Below are 21,556 nucleotides of genomic sequence, written 5' to 3'. Positions count from 1 at the left end.
GGCTCCAAACTCCATTCGATACCCGAAATAAATTCGGGGTTTCTCATTATTTAGTGGCAGTTGGGCACTTGCAGCGGCACATTTTCTCTATATATAGATGCGAATGATTTGCAATTGCGGTTAAGGGCGTTCCATGGATCAAATACGGCAGGCGGCCGACACGCCTGAAGGCTGGCGGCACGCGCGGGGCGAGGCGTCGCTGTCTGACGTTCATCGTTCGATTGCCGTAAGGACAAGTGGGCCTGGCTGGCGTAGAGCTGCGGCGTTCGTTGGCCCGGGTTATCTCGTCGCAGTGGGCTATATGGACCCCGGCAACTGGGCGACTTCGCTCGCCGGCGGCTCCAAATTCGGCTACACACTGCTCGTTGTTGCGCTCGTTTCCAACATCATGGCGATTGTCCTGCAGGCACTATGTGCCCGCCTCGCGATTGGATCGGGAAGGGACCTTGCTCAGGCTTGCCGCGACGCCTTTCCGAAGCCTGTTGCCTATGTGCTGTGGTTTCTTGCGGAAGTCGCGATCATTGCCACTGACATTGCCGAAGTCATTGGTACGGCCATCGGTCTTAATCTGATCTTTGGTGTGCCACTCGAGCTCGGTGTCCTCATCACGGCCCTCGATGTTTTCCTCATTCTTTATCTGCAGAAGCTCGGATTCCGCTGGGTCGAAGCCTTGATCATCACCCTGCTCGGCGTGATCGCTGTTTGCTTTGCGATCCAGATTTTCCTTGCCGATCCGGAGTGGGGCGCCGTCATCAAAGGTTTCGCGCCGACCACAGAAATCGTGACCAATCCCGAGATGCTCTATCTGGCGCTGGGTATTCTCGGCGCCACCGTCATGCCGCATAATCTTTACCTGCATTCGGGCATTGTCCAGACGCGCGACTACGGTCCAAGTTTGCCCGAACGGCGTCAGGCACTGAAATATGCGACGATCGATTCGACCGTTGCCCTGATGTTTGCCTTGCTGATCAATGCTTCGATCCTCATCCTTGCGGCCGCGACATTTCACAAAACGGGTCAGACCGATATTGCGGAGCTGGGTGAAGCTCACTCATTGCTTGCGCCATTGCTCGGATTGGCAATCGCACCGACATTGTTCGGCATTGCCTTGCTCTGCTGCGGTATCAACTCGACGGTAACGGCCACGCTAGCCGGGCAGATCGTCATGGAAGGCTTCCTGCACATCAGGCTGACGCCATGGTTGCGGCGGCTCATCACGCGCGGCATTGCCATCATTCCAGCGTCAATAGTGACCATCTGGTACGGTGAAAGTGGAACGGCAAAGCTGCTCGTGTTGACTCAGGTTGTCCTAAGCCTCCAGCTGTCGTTCGCGGTGTTTCCTCTGGTCATGTTCACGGCAAGCAAGGCAAAGATGGGCGAGCTCGTCTCACCACGCTGGCTCTCGGCCTTCGCAATGTTCATTGCTGTGGTCATCGCCGTGTTGAACGTCAAACTGTTGAGCGACTTCGTGTTCGCCTGAGTTAATGCGCTGCGCCCTTGCGGGGAAAGCGAAAGCCGCTCCCGGGGCGCAAGCCCTCACGCATGACGAATCCACGCAGCGGCGAGAACGCACGCAACAGCTCAAGTCCGCCGCTGCGCACCATCTGAACCGGCAGGAAATCGGACAACAGCGATCTGTTCAGCGCATCGACGGCGCCGGTGCGTGCAATGATGTCCGGGCTACGCTTGCGGTTATAGGTGGAGATGACGCTCGAAGCCCCAAGATCCGTGCCATCATTCGGCAGCGTTTCCAGAAGTGTTTCGACGTCTCTCACACCGAGATTGAGACCTTGGGCGCCGATCGGCGGGAACACGTGGGCGGATTCGCCGGCAAGGAAGACGCGGTTGCGGGCAAAGGACGTCGGGACCAATCCGGAGAGCGGCCAGCTCTGCGGATCGACATCGATCGTGACCGCTCCGAGCATAGACTGCATGCGTTCCTCGACCCTCGTCGCGAGTTGGTTCCGGTCAAGTTCCAGCAGTTCCACGGCATGGGCCGGTGTCGTGACCCAGACAAGGCTGGAGCGCTTGCCGGCTAAGGGTACTTGCGTAAACGGTCCGTGTTCGGTGTGAAATTCTGTCGAAATATCATGATGTTCACGCGTATGGCTAAAACTCAGCACGATGGCTGTCTGGTTATAGCTCCAGGTCCGCGCCGATATTCCGGCGGCCTCGCGCGCGAGCGATGAGCGGCCATCCGCTGCGATGACGATATTGGCGGTGTACATGGAACCATCGCTGGCCTCGACGGCAATCGCCCCTTCAGTTGGATGGTAATGGCTGGCTGAAGCGGCAACATGCCTTACCGTCGAATGCTTCAACGCGTCACTCAAGACTGAAGTCAAAGTGACATTCGGTATATTATAACCGAACGCGGCTTCGTCAATTTCGCCTGCTTCGAACGTCACGGTCGGACTTCTGATCAGCCGGTTTGTGCCATCTATGATGCGCATGGTGGTGATTGGCGCGGCGTGAGGCTCGATAGCCTCCCACAGGCCAATCTTCTGGAGGTACGTAATCGCAGGCACCATCAGCGCGGTCGTCCGCTTGTCATTGCCCTCCGGTATCGTCCCGAGGCTGATGACATTATCGAAGGTCTGGCCAATTGCGATCGCTGCGATCAATCCTACATGTCCAGCCCCCGCAATGACAATTGGATCGGTTCTGGTGCTGGTCATGTTCGCCTCCGTTTCCAAGCTGATCGAGCTTTCAACAGTTTATATCAACCTGATTGCTTGCGCTTTGAGCTATTTTCAACAAAAGCTGATCGCAAATCGTTCGTCGCTGGTAGGATATACCAGCGAACGGCGAATTATCATGCAGCAGATTGGCGCGGACCGTGAAAAAACCAACCTTGCCCAAGGGTGTCATGCCCAAGAAAGTGACGGCACCACAGGCGAAAGCATTTTCAGTCCACCTGCTGACGGCGTCCGGTTCCTTCTTGGCCTTTCTGTCAGTCGTTGCGGCAAGTGAAGAAAGCTGGACGGCGATGTTCTGGTGGTTGGGTCTGGCGCTCTTCGTCGATGGTATCGATGGGCCCATCGCGCGCAAGCTCGAGGTCAAATATGTTCTGCCCAACTGGTCTGGTGAGCTCCTCGACAACATCATTGACTACATGACCTATGTGCTCATTCCAGCCTTTGCACTGTATCAGCGCGGCTTCATGGGCGAGGGACTGTCCTTCCTGGCAGCAGCGATCATCGTGGTTTCCAGTGCCATCTACTATGCCGACACGGGGATGAAGACCAAGGAAAACTTCTTCAAGGGTTTTCCTGTCGTCTGGAACATGATTGTCTTCACGCTGTTCATCGTTCGGCCCGGAGAGTGGGTGGCCTTCGTCATCGTCCTTGCGTCCGCTATCGTTTCCTTTCTGCCGGTCTATTTCCTGCATCCAGTGCGTGTACAGCGATTGCGCCCCCTCAATCTCGCTATATTCTTCCTGTGGTGCGGTTTCGGCGCGATCTCGCTGTTCCAGGAACTCGATTCGCCACTCTGGGTGCGCATTGGCATTTCGGTAACCGGCATCTATCTTTTCTGCATTGGCGCCGTGATGCAGGCATTTCCCAACCTTGGACGTACGGAGAAAGTATGATGGTCAAAGCTGTTCGTATTCATCAGATTGGTGGGCCGGAAGTGCTGACCTATGAGGACATTTCCGTTGGCGTGCCGGGACCCGGTGAAGCGCACATCCGCAATGAGGCGATCGGGCTGAATTTCCTCGATGTCTACTATCGCACCGGACTCTACCCATCGCCGACCGCTTTGCCGCTGATCCCCGGTCATGAGGGCGCCGGCGTGGTGCTGGCAGTGGGGTCTGATGTCAAGGATTTGAAGGCTGGCGACCGCGTGGCCTATACCAATCCTATCGGCGCGTATGCGGAAGAACGGCTGATCCCGGCCGATCGTCTCGTCAAGGTGCCGGATAGCATTCCGTTGAAACAGGCGGCGTCGATGATGCTGAAGGGCCTGACGGCGCAATATCTGCTGCGCCAGACTTATCCAGTGAAAAAGGGCGATACTATCCTCTTTCACGCCTCTGCTGGCGGGGTCGGCCTGATAGCCGGCCAGTGGGCCAAGCATCTTGGTGCAATAGTCATCGGAACGGCCGGCTCGGACGAAAAAATCAAGCTGGCGCTGGACCACGGCTACGATCACGTCATCAACTACAACACCGAGAATTTTGTCGAACGGGTAAAAGAACTTACCGGCGGCAAAGGCGTCGATGTCGTCTATGACTCGGTCGGCAAGGATACGTTTGATGGCTCACTGGATTGTCTGCGTCCACGCGGGATGCTGGTATGTTTCGGTCAGTCTTCCGGACCGGTTCCACCGTTCGACCTTGGCATTCTGTCGCGCAAAGGCTCGCTTTATCTGACACGGCCGACTTTGTTTGTTTACATCGCAGCACGCGAGGCGCTGGTGGACGGGGCAAATGAACTCTTCGATCTGGTTGCGAAGGGCACCATCCGCATCGAAATCGGTCAAACCTACGCGCTGAAGGATGTTGCGACGGCTCACCGCGATCTTGAAGCACGGAGAACCACCGGCACAACCGTGCTCATTCCTTAAGCCGCTGAAATAGATGCACGAATAATGTGCGCAAATGGCCGCAACCGTACGTTTGTACTTTCCAAATTTGGTACGCCTGACATAGGATCGGCAACGGTCTTGGCCGCGGGGAACTATGACAGGCACAACAAGAATAAACGGCTCTGAAACACCGCTTCTGGAAGCTAGTAAGCTCACCAAAATTTTCGGCACTCTCAAAGCCTGTGACGAAATCAATCTGACGATCGGAACGGGCGAGATCCACTCACTGCTCGGTGAGAATGGTGCAGGCAAATCGACGCTCGTCAAAATGCTGTTCGGTGCCCTTCAGCCAACGTCCGGGGATATCGCCTGGAAGGGGCAGAGCGTCACCGTTAGCAATCCCGCGATGGGAAGATCGCTCGGTATCGGCATGGTTTTTCAGCATTTTTCCTTGTTTGATGCATTGACAGCGGCTGAGAACATCGCGCTGTCACTCGACGAAAAGACCCCACTCGACACAATCGCAGCCCGTGCCAAAGAAATCGGTCAGACCTACGGGCTGCCAGTCGACCCGGAAGCGCTTGTCGGGGACCTTTCCGTGGGTGAACGCCAGCGCATTGAGATCATCCGCTGCCTCTTGCAGAATCCGGATCTGATCATTCTGGACGAGCCGACATCGGTGCTCACCCCACAGGAAGCCGATCTGTTGTTTGTGACACTGGAGCGGCTGCGGTCTGAAGGCAAATCCATCCTCTACATCAGCCACCGGCTGGAAGAAGTCCGGCGGCTCTGCGATCGCGCGACCGTATTGCGGCATGGCAAGGTTGTCGGCCAATGCGACCCGCGCGCTGAAACGACCGCTTCCCTCGCACGCATGATGGTCGGTAGCGACATTCACATCATCGATCGGCATCCGGTCGAAGCGTCTGCACCGGCTCAGGCGGCACTCATTGAGGTCAAGGGACTGTCGCAAAAACCGCGCGGACCATTCTCTGTTTCCCTGCACGATATTCATCTTGCCGTCCGGTCCGGTGAAATTCTCGGAATTGCCGGCGTTGCCGGCAATGGGCAGGGCGAATTATTCGAGGCGATTTCAGGCGAGGTGCTCCAGGAAAGGCCAGACATCATCCGTATTCGCGGGACGGATGCCGGAAGGATCGGTATATCGGCACGGCGGAAACTTGGTGCCGCCTTTGTGCCTGAAGAACGGCTTGGCCATGGCGCAGTTCCCGACATGTCCCTGACCAACAATCTCCTGCTGTCGCGCCACTCCACTGATCGCAAGGTATTTCTGACTGGTGGTACGCTCAAACTCGTAGCGGAGGCGAGTCTGGCCTCTGCGGCCAAGCGTATCGTGACGCAGATGGATGTTCGGAAGAGCGCCGAAAATCCCGATGCTTCAGCGCTTTCTGGCGGAAACCTCCAGAAATTTCTCATCGGGCGAGAGCTCGACCGCAACCCGTCGGTGATGATCGTGAACCAGCCGACGTGGGGCGTCGATGCCGGTGCAGCGGCGCACATACGCCAGGCCTTGGTTGATCTTGCGCGCAGCGGTTCAGCGGTGATCGTGATCAGCCAGGACCTGGACGAACTGTTTGAGATTTCCGACCGGATTGCTGCGATGGTGCATGGCCGCCTTTCGGAATCCGTTCCGATAGAAGCGATGTCCAGAGAACGCGTCGGCCTAATGATGGGCGGAGTGGATCACTCGACTGCGCTGGCAAATGCAGGGGCGGCATGATGCGGATCGAGATCGTCAAGCGCCCGCAACATTCAGCGCTGTTCAGCGCCCTGTCGCCGTTCATTGCGCTATTCCTGACGCTGATTGCAGGCGCCATCCTCTTTTCCATTCTCGGAAAGAACCCGATTTCGGCGCTGTATTCCTATTTCGTCGAGCCTTTGACCGAGGTCTGGTCAATCCATGAATTGCTGGTGAAGGCTGCACCGCTGATCCTGATTGCCGTCGGGCTTTCGGTCTGTTTTCTGTCGAACAACTGGAATATCGGGGCAGAGGGCCAATTGATCGCCGGGGGCATTGCCGGGTCGATACTGCCGGTCATGTTCCCGGATCTTCAAGGCTGGTATGTGCTGCCCATCATGTTGTTGCTCGGCATGGCCGGCGGCATGGCTTATGCGACGATCCCGGCATTCCTGAAGGTGCGATTCAATACCAATGAAATCCTGACCAGTCTGATGCTGGTTTACGTGGCGCAACTCTTCCTCGACTGGCTGGTACGCGGGCACTGGCGCAACCCGCAGGGATATAATTTTCCAGAAACCGTGCAGTTCAATCCGAGCGCAATCCTGCCGGAAATCTGGATGGCTTCAGGCCGCGCGCATTGGGGATTTATCCTCGCGCTGGTTGCAGCAGTGCTGGTCTGGTTCATGCTGTCGCGCACGCTGAACGGCTATGAGATCAAGGTTCTCGGGCGCAGTTCAAGGGCAGGGCGCTTTGCCGGTTTCAGCGCCGGGCGGCTGACATTCTTCGCCTTTCTGATCTCGGGTGCGCTTGCGGGGCTTGCAGGTATCGCCGAGGTTTCGGGCGCAGTAGGGCAGTTGCGAACCAGCATTTCGCCGGGATATGGCTTCACCGCAATCATCGTTGCCTTTCTCGGCAGGCTCAATCCGCTGGGGATAATTGCCGCGGGCCTCGTGCTTGCACTCTCCTATCTCGGGGGCGAAGCAGCTCAGATTTCATTGGGGATTTCCGAAAAATCAGCGCGCATCTTCCAAGGCATCATCCTGTTTTTTGTCCTCGCCAGTGACACCCTGATTTATTATCGCATCCGGATTGTATCCCGTGCGGGCGATGCAGTGGCAAAGGGTGCATGAAATGACGATGTTCGAGGCCATACTCCTGACGATAGCAACGGCGGCAACGCCGCTTCTCATCGCAGCACTCGGCGAACTCGTTGTCGAGCGCTCCGGCGTGCTCAATCTCGGTGTCGAAGGCATGATGGTCATGGGTGCTGTCGCGGGGTTTGCCGTTGCCCAGACCACAGGTTCGGCCTGGCTTGGCATGGTTGCGGCAATCCTAGCGGGCGCAGCATTTTCGCTACTTTTCGGCTTTCTCACGCTGACGCTGGTCACCAATCAGGTGGCAACTGGTCTGGCACTGACTTTGCTTGGCCTCGGAGCATCCGCGATGATCGGCGAAAGCTTCGTTGGCTTACCGGGTGTGAAGATGGCGTCGCTGTACATTCCGGGTTTCTCCGATTCGCCATATGTCGGCAAGTTCCTGTTCGGACAGGACCCAATCTTCTACATCTCCATCCTGCTGACGATTGGCGTGGTGTGGTTCCTGTTCAAGACCCGCGCAGGCCTCACGCTGCGTGCAGTCGGCGACAATCACACGTCGGCCCATTCCCTGGGCGTTCCCGTTGTCCGCATTCGTTACCTTGCTGTGTTGTTCGGCGGTGCCTGTGCTGGACTTGCCGGTGGGCAGCTTTCGCTGGTCTATGTGCCGCAGTGGGTGGAAAACATGACTGCGGGCAGGGGCTGGATCGCGCTGGCGCTGGTGGTCTTTGCGTCGTGGCGGCCATGGCGTATTCTTGCCGGCGCCTATCTCTTCGGCGCGGTAAGTATCGGCCAGCTGCATGCACAGGCGCTAGGCATCGGCATACCGTCGCAATTCATGTCGTCCTTGCCTTATCTGGCGACGATCGTCGTCCTTGTGCTGATTTCCCGGAACAAGCGGCTGACCTTGATGAATACGCCGACATCGCTCGGCAAACCCTTCGTGCCAGACCGTTAAGGCGGCTCAAGACCAAAAAGACATCACAATCGGTTTAACAGAGAGGTGAACTTCAAGATGAAAAAACTGATGATGGCGCTGACAATCGCGACGAGCTTTGCTGTCGCGGGTGCAGCAAATGCTCAAGAAAAGCTGAAAGTCGGCTTTATCTATATCGGACCACCCGGCGATTTCGGTTGGACATACCAGCATGACCAGGGCCGCAAGGAGTTGGAGAAAGCGCTGGGCGACAAGGTCGAAACCACGTTCCTCGAAAACGTGCCGGAAGGTGCCGACGCGGAACGTTCGATCGAACGCCTCGCACGAGCCGGAAACAAGCTGATTTTTACGACCTCGTTCGGCTACATGGACGCCACCATCAAGGTGGCGCAGAAATTCCCCGACGTGAAGTTTGAGCATGCGACGGGCTACAAGACCGCCGAAAACGTCGCCGTCTACAATTCGCGGTTCTACGAGGGCCGTTATGTCCAAGGCGTGATCGCCGCAAAAATGTCAACGACCGGTGTTGCCGGTTACATTGGTTCGTTCCCCATTCCGGAAGTCGTCCAAGGCATCAATTCGTTCATGCTGGGAGCGCAATCGGTTAATCCGAACTTCAAGATCAAGATCATCTGGGCCAACTCCTGGTTCGACCCGGCCAAGGAAGCAGATGCCGCCAAGGCGCTCGTTGACCAGGGCGTCGATATCATCACGCAGCATACGGACTCGACAGCGCCGATGCAGGTAGCGGCGGAACGCAAGATCAAGGCTTTCGGACAGGCGTCCGACATGATCAAATTTGGACCTGAAACGCAGCTGACCTCGATCGTGGACAATTGGGGCCCATACTACATCGAACGCGCCAAGGCGGTGCTCGACGGCACCTGGAAAACCCACAATGTCTTCCACGGCATGCATGAAGGCCTGGTGGTCATGGCGCCCTACACGAACATGCCGGACGACGTGAAGAAGCTCGCTGAAGAGACACAGGCCAAGATCACCTCCGGAGAGCTGAAGCCATTCACCGGCCCGATCAAGAAGCAGGATGGTTCCGAATGGCTGAAGGCCGGTGAGACCGCTGACGACAAGACCATTCTCGGCATGAATTTCTATGTCGCGGGTGTTGACGACAAGCTGCCGCAATAATCAGCCAGACCAAAAAATGAAAGGGCGCCAGTGGCGCCCTTTTTTATTGTCGCAGCGATGGATCTGATCATTCTACTTCGTTGGCCGAAGCCGCATTGAGCTGGCCATAGCGCTCGACACCAATAGCATTCAGGAGGTCGATCTGCGTTTCAAGGAAGTCGACATGGCCTTCCTCGTCCTTCAGCAACTCGTCAAAAAGTTCCTTGGAGACATAATCTCCGAGCTGATCGCAAATTTCACGAGACTTCTTGTAGGATTTGACGGCGTCATACTCGCCGGCGAGGTCGGCCTCGAGGACTTCCTTGATGTTCTGACCGATACGAAGTGCACCAATCGACTGCAAATTCGGATGACCTTCCAGGAAGATGATGCGCTGAATGATCTTGTCAGCGTGGTGCATCTCCTCGATGGATTCCTCACGCTCCTTCTTGGCGAGCTTCGTGTAACCCCAGTCATCCAGAAGGCGATAGTGCAGCCAATATTGGTTGACGGCCCCCAATTCGAGAAACAGTGCCTCGTTAAGCCGCTCGATGACCTTTTTGTCGCCCTTCATGTCGTGAACTCCCGTATTCGTGACGCAGTGACCGGACACGGTCGATGAACGAAACTGCATCAGAATCGTCGGAACCGTGGCGGAGATGATATTCTTCCGTCACCTTTATGATGGTTTCAACGACATTTGGGAAGCAGCCACAGCAGCGGCCGCGTTTCTTCATGGCATGGTAAACTTTTGCAGGAACAACGAGTTGCCAAGGGTCCGCGTCGAGAAGTTCAATAATAGTATTCTCGACTTCTTTCTGGGTGATGATGTTGCAATGACAAACTAGCATTTTGCGCCGACGCCGTACTCACGAGCAAAAACACAATACCCGTCCGATGCCGCAGAGACATCAAATCTTGCATAAACTACTGATATGAAAGCGTTTTCTACGCATAGACCAAGAGATACTGTCCCGTGATCGGGTGATACTTTCGAACCAAACAATGGCTCCTCCAATCGCAAGGGTTCAAGGCCCAAACATTAAAGGTCATGCGTTCCATAACGCTGACGCCATAAAACCGGTTTGTCAGAACGCTGTCAAATCCATATGGTGAGAATATGTCGTGATTTCAAGTAGTTAGAATTATTCTAAACTAGGTGAATAACATAACCAATTCAATCAGGTTTGGCTTTTTGCCCGCAAAATTCGCCCGCCGAACAGCCTGTGTCAAAACGTCTCATGAGGGTAACCGGCTAGGCGAGGGGATCTGGGCGGCGCGACATTTGCAACCGAACTAAACCAAATTGCAACGCAGCGTGGAGAACCTTGTACGGGAATCGAACTTTCCAGGACGTGATTCACCCGAACCTGTACCAAAACCGTATGTTCTTGTTCGAAACACGGTGCTGAATCGAAGCGGCGTGTACGCTCATGAAACGGCTGCGGTAAGGGTGTTGCGGATGCGCTGATCAGTCCGGGAACGGCGAATGCCAACCCGGTCTCTCGCGTCCAAGAACGCTGGATCAGCTCGCCGTCGCGAGGCGCTTTTCGAGGACGTCGATCCCGAGCAGGGAACGCACATCGCGCTTGTCGACGATATCCTCGATCGTATAATCGGCGAGAACTTCGAAGAAGGCATTGAGTGCCTTGCGCAGCGCTGCATTCAAACCACAGCTGTCGATCAGCGGGCAATCGGCCGCGTCATTCTCGAAGCATTCAGCCATAGCGAAGTTTTCTTCAGTCACACGGACAACGTCGAACAGGGTGATGTCCTTGGCCGGCTTGCCCAGCTTCACGCCACCGTTGCGGCCACGCACCGTTTCAATGAAGCCGTTTTCGACGAGCGGCTGAAGGATCTTGAACAGGAACAGTTCGGATACGGTATAGGCCTGCGCGATCTCGCCGATCCGGCTCAGATTGCCATCATTGGCGGCACAATACATGAGAATCCGGATGGCGTAGTTTGTCTGTCTTGTCAGTCGCATGGGAATATCTCTTTCAACCCGATACCGGGCATGCACATTCAATGTGGGGCGCAGTTTAGAATTATTCTTGATAAAGTAAACGGAAAATATGAAGCCGGGCTTCATATTTTGATGCCAGCGCTCACCAGTGAATGGAGCAGCGGAATTATCGGACTAGCACGACGACAGAAGCCGTGATCAGTGACGTTGCGATCAGAAGCAGCAAACCATAGAGACGCGGCTTGTCGAAGAGGACAGCGAACCCGGCAGCCCAGACCACAACGGCCGCGCCCAAAGCATAGAGAAAACCCGCCTTATGTTCCCAGGCAATGTGGACAGCCATGAGGCCGCCGATGATAAGGGCCCCAAAGACGACCATCAGGGCCAGGGCGTACTTCTCAAAATTGTCCATTCAGGCAACTCACTCTCAACATCTGCGCTCTGCAGTGCAGACAAATCCCGCGCTTGACCTGACTGGGTTCGATCAGGCCGACAGTGGACCTTTCTTAAACTGTTCAAGCATAAGAAAGCAACCTGAGACGGCGGATGCCGACACTTGCGTTTCGCGATGTGTGCAATGGGCAACAAAAAAGGCCGGGAACTCCCGACCTTTCCGAATTCGCCTCGACTCCAGTGCCAGTACATCCGTGGTCACAGGCGGAAGCGAATTTCTGAACCAGAGATAGTGTACGATAGGGCGCGTTTCAAGGGGCGCTCAACGCCGATAGGCACCCATGCCAGCGAGCAAGCCAATTCCTGCAATCGCCGATATGATCGCGACGGTAGCAAGCGGGTGTTCCCTGGCCTTATCAGCGGCCAACTGGGCCTCATCTCCAACGAAGCGGGCCGCCTTACGGCCACGGCGCTTCGCGCTGACGTACGTTGATCTGGCCCGATCCGGCAGTTCAAACCCTTGATCGGAAAGGGACTTGCTGATCGCAGAAAGCTCCGCGCGGAGGCTAGCGATCTGGTTCTCCAGACCATCCTCAACCGTCTCGCGCACTTTCGATACATCCATTGCCATTTCAACATTCCTTCCATTTGCATGAGAAAGGTGGAACGTCATTTATGGCGTTTGGTTCCCGCGAATGTCGACTACTGGGTTATTTCCAGCATCCGTTGTTCTGACCATTGAGATTGTGCGAGTCGATGTCGATGCCTGCGGAGAAGTCGTTCTTGACCAGATATACGGCGGTCTCCGGCTTGATACGAATTTTGTTCCATCCGGCACAGCTGGACGTACGAGCCGGCTTCTCGCTCATCCACCGCATAGCGCCGCAACCTGATGTTCCGAGAACACAGGGGAGGAGCAACGCTACGGTCATTGTTTTCAGCATGGCATTCTTTCGGGGCGACATTTGATGGTCCGATGGTAATATTGATGCTGAACAGTCATCGCATATTTTCCCAGCATCATGTCACTGAACTTTAGTCGAGAGTGAAAGCGCATCGCATCAATCGTCATTGCTGGCGTTCAGTTCTTGCGGTGTCATGCCCTCCGCGGCTTTTGCGCTCAAAGACTGCGCCAGAATCAGCCGGCTCGATATCAGCAGCGGAGCATTGGCGGCCCGAACCTTCGCCAGGCGCGGATTGTTTTCATGCGCTGTGACCGCGGCCTCGTTGGCATAAAGCTCGTTGACCATGACCTTGTTCGGTATCGGCGTTCCGTCGCGTTCAATCGGCTTGATGACCTCGAAGCGCAAACAACCGGGCTCTTCTTCCAAGGTCTTTCTGGCATGCTCACGAATAAGCGTGATGAATTCGTCTTCACGGCCTTCGCGTGTTTCGAACTCAACAATAATCGTCAATGCGGTCATAAATAGTTCGCCTCCCATTCCTCCAAACGTGTCTAACAGCCGTCAAACGACAAATCCAGATAAAGCGGGAATGAAAGCGGTCCGCGGATTGACTTTGCAGTCATCAATACTTCCTGGCAAAGAAGAGAAGGCCGATGCCGACTGCGATCGTCAGCAATCCTATATAAAGCCAGCGCATCTGACCGACCATGAAACTGCCGCCGATCAGGCTCAGTCCCTGCAGGGACCAGATGGCGCCCATGATGACCAAAAGCACGGCAACAATCGATAAAACTAGTTTCATGGCCATTACTTTTCCAATGGTTGTTCACTATGCCGCACGAGTTTCGCACGCTGTCCGCCAGCATCAAAACAAAAAAAGGAACATGTACGACCCGGCGGACGTTGTCCCATTGTTGGCAGCGTCGAATGTCTGTCGATGTTCAAATCAAAAGATCGCTGCATTCATGAGCGCGACACGATTTCCAACGGTGCGAAACTCCATTAAAAAGGAACTTCAAATGACAACGTATACGCCGGAGTCTGAGATGGTAAATGTCATGTTGAACCGTCACACTTGGGTTTTGGTCGCAGACGGCGAAAAAGCACTTTTCCTGCGCAACAAACACGACATGAGTAACGTTCAGCTCGGCATTATCCACCAGTTGCACCACTCCAACCCCGCCACCAGAGATCAGGGCACTGACAGGCCCGGACGTTTTTCCAGCGGGCCTGGCCTTGGGCGCAGCGCCGTGGATGATACGGACTGGCACGAGATCTCCAAGAAACGCTTTGCCAAGGAAATCGCCGACGCCCTTTACTGTCATGCGCACAAGGGAGAGTTCGAGCGGCTCGTTATCGTTGCGCCGCCGCTCATGCTCGGCGAATTGCGCCAAGAGTTCCATAAGGAAGTCTCAGATAAGATCGTCAGCGAAATACCAAAAACCCTGACAAATCATTCGACGAACGATATTCAGGCCATCGTTCAAGAGAGCTGAGGGAGAGTTCGATAAATACTTGATCTTACACATGCAAAACCCCTGCCGGACGGGGTAGGGGTTTCGCGAGTTGAGGCTTGATTTGGCTCTAACAAACTGGATTCTGGATAAGAATATCACGCATCGTTTCAGTGCGGCGCAGGCTCAAGGTACCGCTACACTCAACCTGCCGGAATGCTACCACAAGTGACGCCAAATTCAAGGATAAGATGGCTAACTGAACCATTTTTTACTTGACCTTCAGGCGTTCCACCTCTTCTTCCAGCCGCTTGATTCGCTCTTCCAAAGCGTTGATCGCCTTGAAGACAGCAACACCCATATCCTTGAAATCGCCACTATGGATTGCCGCTTCGATCGCATGTCTGGCATTTTCAATTGTCATTGTTTCCTCCACGTGACCGTGCCGAATAGTTCATGCGGAAAGCCCAATCCTCAAGGGGCATGAGGATTGGGCTGCTTTTGGCTTGTGGGGTTAGCCAAGGCTGGTTTGGGGGAACCAGTTTTGTAAAAATGCTTCTACAGCGAAATGGTTCCAGCCTCTTTCAAGAAAATTTTCACCGTCCGAATCACGGTTGCTCAAGGCATGGCGCGGCGACCCCTTATGATGGCAACAGATTGAAGAGAACCGCCAGGTGAAATGCAAAGGCCATTACAAACACGACGATGACGAGCCCTTTGTCCATCCTGCTTTTCAGAATGCCGCGGATACCCAGATAGGTTGTGTTGCGCGTGCTTGCATAATCGATAGAGGCCATCGGAAACCGTCTCACTTTGTTCGTGGTCCGATTTTCGGACATTCCATACACGATTAATACGATAGAGATTGTAATTGTGAGCGTCCAGTGGGTAACGTTTTGCGCCAGAACAGCGACTGGTGGAATTAAATGCTCCGAGGGAGCATCCCCTGGAACGGACAGGCCGCCTCAATCTCTACCGCAACCAGTGGAGTACGTGCGTTTTATTGGATTGGAATTCCGGGAAAATCGCCAGAATGGCAAAACATATCGCGAAATGAGCCCGGCTTGAGCAAAGCGCAATCTGGTTGGGTGCCATGCAGGTGTGCTGCAATGTCATCCCCAGGGGCGACCAATCCAATGAATGAGGAAAGAATGTCCGTCTTCCAGAATGGGGCGCGTGAAGCCCATAATGAACTGACCGTGGAAGCAGATCTGTTCAAGGATTCAATGCGGCATCTCGCTGGCGCCGTGAGTGTCATCACGGTAGGCCGCGGCGGCGACCGGACTGGCTTCACGGCCACGTCGGTGTCCTCACTCGCGATTGACCCGCCGTCGCTGGTCGTCTGCCTCAATCGGGGCTCTTCGTCCTGGCAGGTACTGCAGCGGCATGGCAGCTTCTGCGTCAATGTGCTGGCGCATGACCAGCAGCATCTGGCTGACAGTTTTTCTGGAAGGGGCGGTCTCAAGGGGGTGGAGCGCTATCAGCATGCCCAGTGGCAAGAACTCGCGACAGGGACGCCGGCACTCGCCGACGCTCTTACTGTGTTTGATTGCGAGCTCGATGATGCCATCGAGCGGCACTCCCACGCGATCCTCATTGGCAAGGTGCGCGCTATTACGCTACGCCGTCAGGTAGAGCCGCTGATCTATTGGCATGGCGCTTACCGCCGTATTGCGGCGCCGGCAGGAAAATGAAGCTCCTCCGTCAAGTGACTAAGGCGGTGATCGAACCGGCAACCAGTGCGATCGACACAAACAGGATGAGGCCGTAGAGCCGCGGCTGATCAAAAATAACAGCAAAGCCGAGAAGGAACGCGGCGCAGGCGGAACCCAACGCAAACAGAAAAGTGGCTTTGTCATCCATCGTGATCCCAAACGCCATGAGACCGCCAACAATCAGCGCGCCGAATACAATGAAGATCCAGGTTGCGAAGGTCTCGTAACGATCCATTGTCTGCTCTCCCGCCGGTCCGCGCCAGGGCCGGATTACAACGGAATATCCAGATGCAGTCAATGAAGCTTGTTGTGACCAACAACGGCCATCTGGCGGTCGCTCCTTGCGTATTTCTGAGTATTAGTATGACTATTGAATGTAATGTAAATTATCCGAAATACACGGCTCTGCATGCCAATAGTAGTACTTTTGGATCGAACAAAGTGAGGCGCATTTACCACAGTTCGAATGTTCACTGTAAGTTCATAAATCCTTTGGTTGCGCAACTCCGATTCTGACTCTACTTTGCACCACCGAAACTCGTTGTTGTGTCACTGTAATTGCAGTCAAAATAAAGCAATTCATGTCATCTTATAACTGTTATTGGGAGGATACATGAAGTCTTATCGCTTGTGTACGCGAATTACTTGGCTTTCTTCTGTCTCTCTCATCCCCTTGATCATGTCGAATCAATCTGCCGTAGCAGCCTGTACACTCGTCCCGACGGCAGGAAACGACACCTATATTTGCGACAGCGGCACCGGGGGGCCGCTGACAGATACGGGCGGCAACAACTCGTTGACCATGCCGACGGGCGGGACTGGGACGATTACCGGTCCAGTTACATTCGCCGGCGGCGTAGACACGGTCATTATCAACTCCGGAACCATCAACGGCGATCTGAGTGAGGGTGCCGGTAATGATCGGCTTGAGTTGAACGGTGGCACCGTCAACGGCACGATTTTCCAGAATGGCGGTACGGACACGTTCATCATGACGGGAGGTGTCGTTCAGAGGGTGGAACAGGGCAGCGAGCTCGATACCGCGACTGTCAGCGGCGGCTGGATTGTCGGGCAATTCTTCGCAGGCGACTTCTTCACGATGACGGGCGGGCGCATCGGCGAAGTCAACCTCGAACAGGCCAACAATGAGATGCGCATGTCGGGCGGGACGATCGACGGTTTCGTGATCGCGGCGCAGGGCAGGGATCTGTTCATTCTTTCAGGTGGTTCAATCGGCACATTTGTTGATCTGGGCAGTGGCGATGACCGCATTTTCGTCACGGGCGGATCGATTGGCAGCACGGTGACGACCGCCGGCGGCAGTGATCAGTTCACATGGGATACAGCAGGCACGATCGGCGGGGCGATCAATCTAGGAGCGGGTAACGACACGGGTACGTTGCAAAACCTCACCGAGGCGACGCTCTCCTCGACGCCATCACTCAATGGCGGGGCAGGCACGGACACGCTGACCTTTGCAAACACCAGCGCCACCACTGCCGGCCGGTACGTGAACTGGGAAAACGTCTCACTAACCAGTGGCTCCTCCTTCACGCTTGACAGCAATTTTGTCCTTGGTGACAGCGGAACAGCAACCGGCAGCTTTGCAATCGATGCAAGCAGCACGCTGCTTGCGGGCAATGGCGTCAACGCTGCGATCGCGGCATTCACAGGCGGCCAGCTCGTCAACGTTACCAATAGCGGGACAATCGACCTCACCAACGGTTCGAGCGGCGCCACAGATACATTCACCGTCCTTGGCAATTATACCGGCCGTGGCGGTGCAATTCGGCTGCAGACCGTGCTCGGCGACGATTCGTCTGCTTCGGACAGGTTTATCATTTCCGGCGGAACAGCAAGCGGCACAACGGGCCTGGAGGTTACCAACCTTGGTGGTGCGGGCGCCGCCACTGTTCAGGACGGCATTCTCGTTGTCCAGGCAGTCAACGGCGCGACCACATCCGCGTCGGCGTTCGGGCTCAGCAATGCTGTTGCGGCTGGCGCGTTCGAATACGCACTCTTCAGGGGCGGCGTTTCCGCCGGTTCCGGGGAAAACTGGTATTTGCGATCATCGATCCTCCCGGGCACTACCGCTGTGCCCGGGGTGGACGCCGATGATGATGTCATCCAACCGCCCGGACCTGGCGTTGAACCGCCGAATCCCGGCGCCACGCCGGTTGTGGGGGAGCCAGGCGAAGCTATACCGCTCTATCGCGTCGAAGCGGCTACCTACGCCGTTGTGCCGCCAGCTGCGCGCGAAGCAATGCTGGCGACGCTCGGCACGTTTCATGAGCGGCGAGGCGAACAGAGCATTACGAAGTCCGAGGAAAATTTCTCCGCAGCGTGGGGCCGCGTGTTCGGACAGTCGCATGAGCAGAGCTGGAGCGGTACGGTTGACCCGAGCGTCGATGGCAACCTTTACGGCTTCCAGATGGGGCTGGACATGCTCGGCCGGGAAAGCGAAGGCGGACATAGCGACGTAGCCGGCCTGTTCTTCGCTTATTCGAACTTCAATGCCGATGTCACAGGTCAAGCCGTCGGCTGGAACAATGTGCAAGTCGGCTCGATGGATCTCGATACGACGAGCTTCGGTGGTTACTGGACTCACTTCGGCCCATCCGGCTGGTATCTGGACGGCGTCCTCATGGGTTCCTGGTTCGGCGGCGATGCAACGTCCGAGAGAGGTGTCGGGATCGATCTTGGCGGATCGGGCTTTACCGCATCGCTCGAAGGCGGTTACCCGGTTGCGCTTTCGCAAAGCTGGACACTGGAGCCGCAGGCGCAACTGATCTGGAACCATCTGTCACTGGACGATGAATCGGACGCGTTTTCGGACGTCGGATTTGATTCCGATGACGGTTTCACTGGGCGGCTTGGCTTCCGGCTGCAGGGCAAATATCAGACCTCGTCAGGCCTTCTCCAGCCTTACGTAAAGGCCAATCTCTGGCACAATTTCAGTGGCACGGACGCGGTATTGTTTGGCGGCGACGCGCTTACGACGGAACTCGAATCCACCTCCCTGGAGTTCGGCGCCGGTGTCACGCATGACTTCACGAAAAACGTCAGCGCCTTCGCGGTCGCAGACTATACGTTCGACGTCGATGGTGGCGAACGGGACATACTCGAAGGCAATATCGGACTGCGCGTCAAGTGGTAGGAACCACAGGCTAAACTTTTTGTGATGCCTCAATTCGGATCAGAATCTGGCGCACTCTCGTTACAGGCGAGCGGCTTGGTTCGCAAAAATAAACGGGCACTGCCAGCGCCCCGCTGGCCATCCCGGAAGAGGGAGTGAACGACATGAAAACCATCCTGATTGCAATGGGAATACTGGCTGTCAGCGGCCTGTCTGCCTTTGCGGCAGAACCAGTGAAAATGATGGACACGAAGATGGGCAAGGTCATGACGACCCCAAAGGGTATGACGCTCTACACCTTCGACAAGGACACGGCAGGCAAATCGAACTGCGATGCCAAGTGCATGCAGAACTGGCCGCCATTCCACGCTGACACCGGCGCCAAGGCGGAAGGCGAGTGGTCACTCGTCAAGGATGCCGATGGCAAGGATATGTGGGCCTATGAAGGCAAGCCGCTATACATGTTCGTAAAGGACAAGAAGGCGGGCGATATGACCGGCGAGGGCGTAGGTGGCGTCTGGCACCTGGCCAAGTAACGACGCTTCATTTAATGCTAAGAGGCGGCTCCAGCGGGCCGCCTTTTTGCTTGCACGTTCCGGTTGCACGCATCCCCCAAACATGCTGATCTTCGAGAATGGTGAAATCTCTGCGGATGGGAAGAAATCATGAACCTCAAGACCTTTGCATTTTCGTTCGCGTTGTTCTTCGCTTTGATCGGCTCGACCGCTCAAGCGGCAGAACGGTGGGAGCAGCTTCCCGACCCAATGCTACCGCCAGCCGCCGAGAAAAGCGGTGCCGCGCCGGTCAACGGCATTGAGATGTACTATGCGGTATATGGCAAAGGCCCGCCGGTGCTGCTCATTCATGGCGGTCTCGGTTATGCCGATATTTGGGGCGGCCAGGTGGCCGAGGCGCCGCTATGGCGAGGTGAAGTAATAGGGATTCGCGATAAAGAAATAGACACCGAACGCCGCGATTGCGATCATCGGGAGGAAGAAGAGAGCGCGCCCGGCTGCATCCAGAACCCTGTGTATTCTTCGCCATGACGACATCGCTAATACCCTAAGTTTTCACAAGAAAGCCAGGGTCTCTTGGTTGGTGTCAATTCGCCATTGGTATGAGACGTTTAGGCAGGCTCATACCGTCAGCGCGGTCCGGACCTTTTCAGTCAAAGCATTCAACTGCTCGACCGGATTGCGGCCAATCAGCATGAAGCCATGGGCGCCATCGGACCAGAACACGACGTTCATCCCGCGCCGCTGTTCCGTTTGCGGTGGCCTTGCCCCTTTTGTAGATCGAACGATGCAAAGGGCAAGCGGGCCGTGGACAGGATCGAGATAAGCAATCTGGCCGAGTGGCTTTCTGTCGTACTGCAGTATCTGTGCCCGTTTGAGCGGAATTCCAGGTAGCGTGACAGCTTCGAGAGGCAAGGAAAGGGCAAGTTCGGAGCCCACACTGCTCAGCTGTGCTGACAACAACTGTGCATCGCTGGGCAGATTGGCCAGCGTATCCGGCGTATAGAGTGCGAGATATTCGGCCACGACACCCCGCCATCCCAGATCCGCAGTCTCCGTAGGCGAGGGGGCCCGCATTCCCAGGAGAACACGATCGGCGGCGACGCCGGCAAAAACCGCACCGATGGCCGCGGCGATAAAGCCACGGCGCTTCCAGCCACTCGCAACCGGCTCGGCAGTGCCCGGAGCTGGAAGATTATTCAGAATGGATTCAAGATGGGCTGCCGGTGCATTTTCAAGCAGCGTCTCGAACGCATCATAAAAAGGCAGCTCACTGCGCGACAGAAAGTCGAACCTCTCTGCGACGGCCTCGTCGGTCCTTATCAGACTATCTATCCGCTCGCGCTCGCCAGCCTCGAGCTCACCATCGAGAAAGGCGACAAGCAGTTCGTCAGAGGGCATTTCGTTCTTGTTCAGATCGACCATTATTCCCCTCCTTTCGTTGCTTGTGTGGCGGGAGCGGCCGCGGCATTCTCGGCCAGTTTAGCCCTGGCCGCTGCAAGCCGGCTCATCACAGTACCAATTGGCACGCTCAGAACGTCGGCAACCTCACGATAGGAGAGGCCTTCAACATAAGTGAGGAAAACAGCTGTTCTCTGCGCCTCCGGCAGGGCGTTTACCTGACGCAGAACCTGATTGGCGAGAACGTGGGTCTCGGTATCCCGCTCGCCGTCGAACACAAGGGCTACATCCGCATCAACGAAACCGTGCCCCATGCGGATGCGGCGCGATCGAACCTCGTTGAGCCAGATTGAATGGAGGATGGCGAACAGCCATCGATCCAGTCTGGTACCGGTGGCAAACTGGTTCGCGCGCTCCAACGCACGGACACAGGTAGCCTGGACGAGATCGTCCGCAACGTCGCGCTGGCGGGACAGCACAACGCCATACCGCCAGAGCCTTGTAAGGTGCTGGGCTAGCCCCGCCCTGATTTCATGTTCGCTCGCGATGACTGCCTCCGGCCCGGTCCGCCCGCAAGGGGCGGCCGGCGATGACGATGAATATGGCTCCGCCCGACTATAAGCATAAAGTCCGATTTGAGCGACAGACACATTTGATCCGGTCATTTTCTGACACCGTTCTGC

Annotated in this window: 26 protein-coding genes; 13 read left to right on the top strand and 13 right to left on the bottom strand. The window is 55.9% G+C overall.

Annotated features, from left to right (window positions below):
* The first annotated feature begins 133 nt into the window (after window positions 1-133).
* Window positions 134-1,480, top strand: coding sequence for an Nramp family divalent metal transporter (locus tag CU102_RS08605; RefSeq protein ID WP_106710687.1), 1,347 nt, complete (start codon window positions 134-136; stop codon window positions 1,478-1,480).
* Window position 1,481: 1 nt separating this feature from the next.
* Here the strand turns inward: CU102_RS08605 and CU102_RS08600 are convergent, their stop codons facing one another.
* Window positions 1,482-2,678 (bottom strand): UbiH/UbiF family hydroxylase, encoded by a 1,197-nt coding sequence (locus CU102_RS08600; protein ID WP_106710686.1) that lies wholly within the window; start codon window positions 2,676-2,678, stop codon window positions 1,482-1,484.
* On the opposite strand from CU102_RS08600, the gene CU102_RS29760 reads away from it, so the two are divergent.
* From CU102_RS29760 to CU102_RS08570, 7 genes are all read left to right on the top strand, one after another.
* Entirely contained in the window at window positions 2,677-2,973 is a 297-nt protein-coding gene (locus CU102_RS29760) for a hypothetical protein (RefSeq protein WP_166648330.1), read from the top strand. The genes CU102_RS08600 and CU102_RS29760 overlap by 2 nt on opposite strands.
* On the top strand, window positions 2,870-3,592 hold the full coding sequence (gene pcsA, locus CU102_RS08595) for a phosphatidylcholine synthase (RefSeq protein ID WP_106710685.1): 723 nt from the start codon (window positions 2,870-2,872) through the stop codon (window positions 3,590-3,592). The genes CU102_RS29760 and pcsA overlap by 104 nt, the downstream gene beginning before the upstream one ends.
* The gene (locus tag CU102_RS08590) at window positions 3,592-4,569 is read left to right on the top strand and encodes a quinone oxidoreductase family protein (RefSeq protein ID WP_106710684.1); all 978 of its coding nucleotides are present in this window, start codon (window positions 3,592-3,594) and stop codon (window positions 4,567-4,569) included. Before pcsA ends, CU102_RS08590 begins: the two co-directional genes overlap by 1 nt.
* 115 nt (window positions 4,570-4,684) lie before the next feature.
* Window positions 4,685-6,271 (top strand): ABC transporter ATP-binding protein, encoded by a 1,587-nt coding sequence (locus tag CU102_RS08585; RefSeq protein WP_106710683.1) that lies wholly within the window; start codon window positions 4,685-4,687, stop codon window positions 6,269-6,271.
* Entirely contained in the window at window positions 6,271-7,362 is a 1,092-nt protein-coding gene (locus CU102_RS08580) for an ABC transporter permease (protein WP_106710801.1), read from the top strand. The genes CU102_RS08585 and CU102_RS08580 overlap by 1 nt, the downstream gene beginning before the upstream one ends.
* Before the next feature lies 1 nt (window position 7,363).
* Window positions 7,364-8,284 (top strand): ABC transporter permease, encoded by a 921-nt coding sequence (locus tag CU102_RS08575; RefSeq protein ID WP_208113799.1) that lies wholly within the window; start codon window positions 7,364-7,366, stop codon window positions 8,282-8,284.
* 57 nt (window positions 8,285-8,341) lie between these two features.
* Window positions 8,342-9,409, top strand: a complete 1,068-nt coding sequence (locus CU102_RS08570) for a BMP family ABC transporter substrate-binding protein (protein ID WP_106710682.1) — start codon at window positions 8,342-8,344, stop codon at window positions 9,407-9,409.
* Window positions 9,410-9,476: 67 nt separating this feature from the next.
* Here CU102_RS08570 and bfr read toward each other — a convergent pair whose 3' ends face one another.
* The 7 genes from bfr to CU102_RS08535 form a co-directional block, all read right to left on the bottom strand.
* Window positions 9,477-9,962, bottom strand: a complete 486-nt coding sequence (gene bfr / locus CU102_RS08565; RefSeq protein WP_106710681.1) for a bacterioferritin — start codon at window positions 9,960-9,962, stop codon at window positions 9,477-9,479.
* Window positions 9,928-10,239 carry a (2Fe-2S)-binding protein gene (locus CU102_RS08560; protein WP_106710680.1) on the bottom strand — a complete coding sequence of 104 codons (312 nt, stop codon included), beginning with the start codon at window positions 10,237-10,239 and terminating at the stop codon, window positions 9,928-9,930. The genes bfr and CU102_RS08560 overlap by 35 nt, the downstream gene beginning before the upstream one ends.
* Before the next feature lie 674 nt (window positions 10,240-10,913).
* A complete protein-coding gene (gene rirA / locus CU102_RS08555; RefSeq protein WP_106710799.1) occupies window positions 10,914-11,375 on the bottom strand; it encodes an iron-responsive transcriptional regulator RirA in 462 nt (153 codons plus the stop codon).
* 145 nt (window positions 11,376-11,520) lie between these two features.
* Window positions 11,521-11,766 (bottom strand): hypothetical protein, encoded by a 246-nt coding sequence (locus tag CU102_RS08550; protein ID WP_106710679.1) that lies wholly within the window; start codon window positions 11,764-11,766, stop codon window positions 11,521-11,523.
* A gap of 303 nt (window positions 11,767-12,069) precedes the next feature.
* Window positions 12,070-12,378 carry a hypothetical protein gene (locus CU102_RS08545; protein ID WP_106710678.1) on the bottom strand — a complete coding sequence of 103 codons (309 nt, stop codon included), beginning with the start codon at window positions 12,376-12,378 and terminating at the stop codon, window positions 12,070-12,072.
* 430 nt (window positions 12,379-12,808) lie between these two features.
* Complete coding sequence (locus tag CU102_RS08540; protein ID WP_106710798.1) at window positions 12,809-13,171, bottom strand: putative quinol monooxygenase; 363 nt, start codon at window positions 13,169-13,171, stop codon at window positions 12,809-12,811.
* A 103-nt stretch (window positions 13,172-13,274) separates the two neighbouring features.
* Window positions 13,275-13,454 (bottom strand): hypothetical protein, encoded by a 180-nt coding sequence (locus CU102_RS08535; RefSeq protein ID WP_106710797.1) that lies wholly within the window; start codon window positions 13,452-13,454, stop codon window positions 13,275-13,277.
* Between CU102_RS08535 and CU102_RS30980 the strand changes: the two genes are divergently transcribed.
* Window positions 13,453-14,148: a host attachment family protein gene (locus tag CU102_RS30980; protein ID WP_342588745.1), complete on the top strand. Its 696-nt coding sequence runs from the start codon at window positions 13,453-13,455 to the stop codon at window positions 14,146-14,148. The two genes, CU102_RS08535 and CU102_RS30980, sit on opposite strands and share 2 nt — an antisense overlap.
* A 229-nt stretch (window positions 14,149-14,377) precedes the next feature.
* Here CU102_RS30980 and CU102_RS29755 read toward each other — a convergent pair whose 3' ends face one another.
* Together CU102_RS29755 and CU102_RS29750 are read right to left on the bottom strand one after the other, a co-directional pair.
* Complete coding sequence (locus CU102_RS29755) at window positions 14,378-14,530, bottom strand: hypothetical protein (RefSeq protein WP_166648335.1); 153 nt, start codon at window positions 14,528-14,530, stop codon at window positions 14,378-14,380.
* 217 nt (window positions 14,531-14,747) lie between these two features.
* Window positions 14,748-14,903 carry a hypothetical protein gene (locus CU102_RS29750; protein ID WP_166648336.1) on the bottom strand — a complete coding sequence of 52 codons (156 nt, stop codon included), beginning with the start codon at window positions 14,901-14,903 and terminating at the stop codon, window positions 14,748-14,750.
* A 354-nt stretch (window positions 14,904-15,257) separates the two neighbouring features.
* Here CU102_RS29750 and CU102_RS08525 point away from each other — a divergent pair, with 354 nt between their 5' ends.
* Complete coding sequence (locus CU102_RS08525) at window positions 15,258-15,800, top strand: flavin reductase family protein (protein ID WP_106710677.1); 543 nt, start codon at window positions 15,258-15,260, stop codon at window positions 15,798-15,800.
* Between the two features lie 10 nt (window positions 15,801-15,810).
* Here the strand turns inward: CU102_RS08525 and CU102_RS08520 are convergent, their stop codons facing one another.
* A complete protein-coding gene (locus CU102_RS08520) occupies window positions 15,811-16,056 on the bottom strand; it encodes a hypothetical protein (RefSeq protein ID WP_106710676.1) in 246 nt (81 codons plus the stop codon).
* Window positions 16,057-16,500: 444 nt separating this feature from the next.
* Between CU102_RS08520 and CU102_RS08515 the strand changes: the two genes are divergently transcribed.
* From CU102_RS08515 to CU102_RS30975, 3 genes are all read left to right on the top strand, one after another.
* Window positions 16,501-18,978, top strand: coding sequence for an autotransporter family protein (locus tag CU102_RS08515; RefSeq protein WP_245425270.1), 2,478 nt, complete (start codon window positions 16,501-16,503; stop codon window positions 18,976-18,978).
* 143 nt (window positions 18,979-19,121) lie between these two features.
* Complete coding sequence (locus CU102_RS08510; RefSeq protein WP_106710674.1) at window positions 19,122-19,493, top strand: COG4315 family predicted lipoprotein; 372 nt, start codon at window positions 19,122-19,124, stop codon at window positions 19,491-19,493.
* A 129-nt stretch (window positions 19,494-19,622) separates the two neighbouring features.
* On the top strand, window positions 19,623-20,003 hold the full coding sequence (locus CU102_RS30975) for an alpha/beta fold hydrolase (protein ID WP_106710673.1): 381 nt from the start codon (window positions 19,623-19,625) through the stop codon (window positions 20,001-20,003).
* A gap of 90 nt (window positions 20,004-20,093) precedes the next feature.
* Here CU102_RS30975 and CU102_RS08500 read toward each other — a convergent pair whose 3' ends face one another.
* Window positions 20,094-20,897: an anti-sigma factor family protein gene (locus tag CU102_RS08500; protein ID WP_245425269.1), complete on the bottom strand. Its 804-nt coding sequence runs from the start codon at window positions 20,895-20,897 to the stop codon at window positions 20,094-20,096.
* Entirely contained in the window at window positions 20,897-21,523 is a 627-nt protein-coding gene (locus tag CU102_RS08495; RefSeq protein WP_106710794.1) for an RNA polymerase sigma factor, read from the bottom strand. The genes CU102_RS08500 and CU102_RS08495 overlap by 1 nt, the downstream gene beginning before the upstream one ends.
* Window positions 21,524-21,556: the final 33 nt, after the last annotated feature.

Source organism: Phyllobacterium brassicacearum (assembly GCF_003010955.1).
GTDB classification, from domain to species: domain Bacteria; phylum Pseudomonadota; class Alphaproteobacteria; order Rhizobiales; family Rhizobiaceae; genus Phyllobacterium; species Phyllobacterium brassicacearum.
Note: the sequence above shows the minus strand (reverse complement) of the source record. Positions and strands in the feature narration are given on the sequence as shown.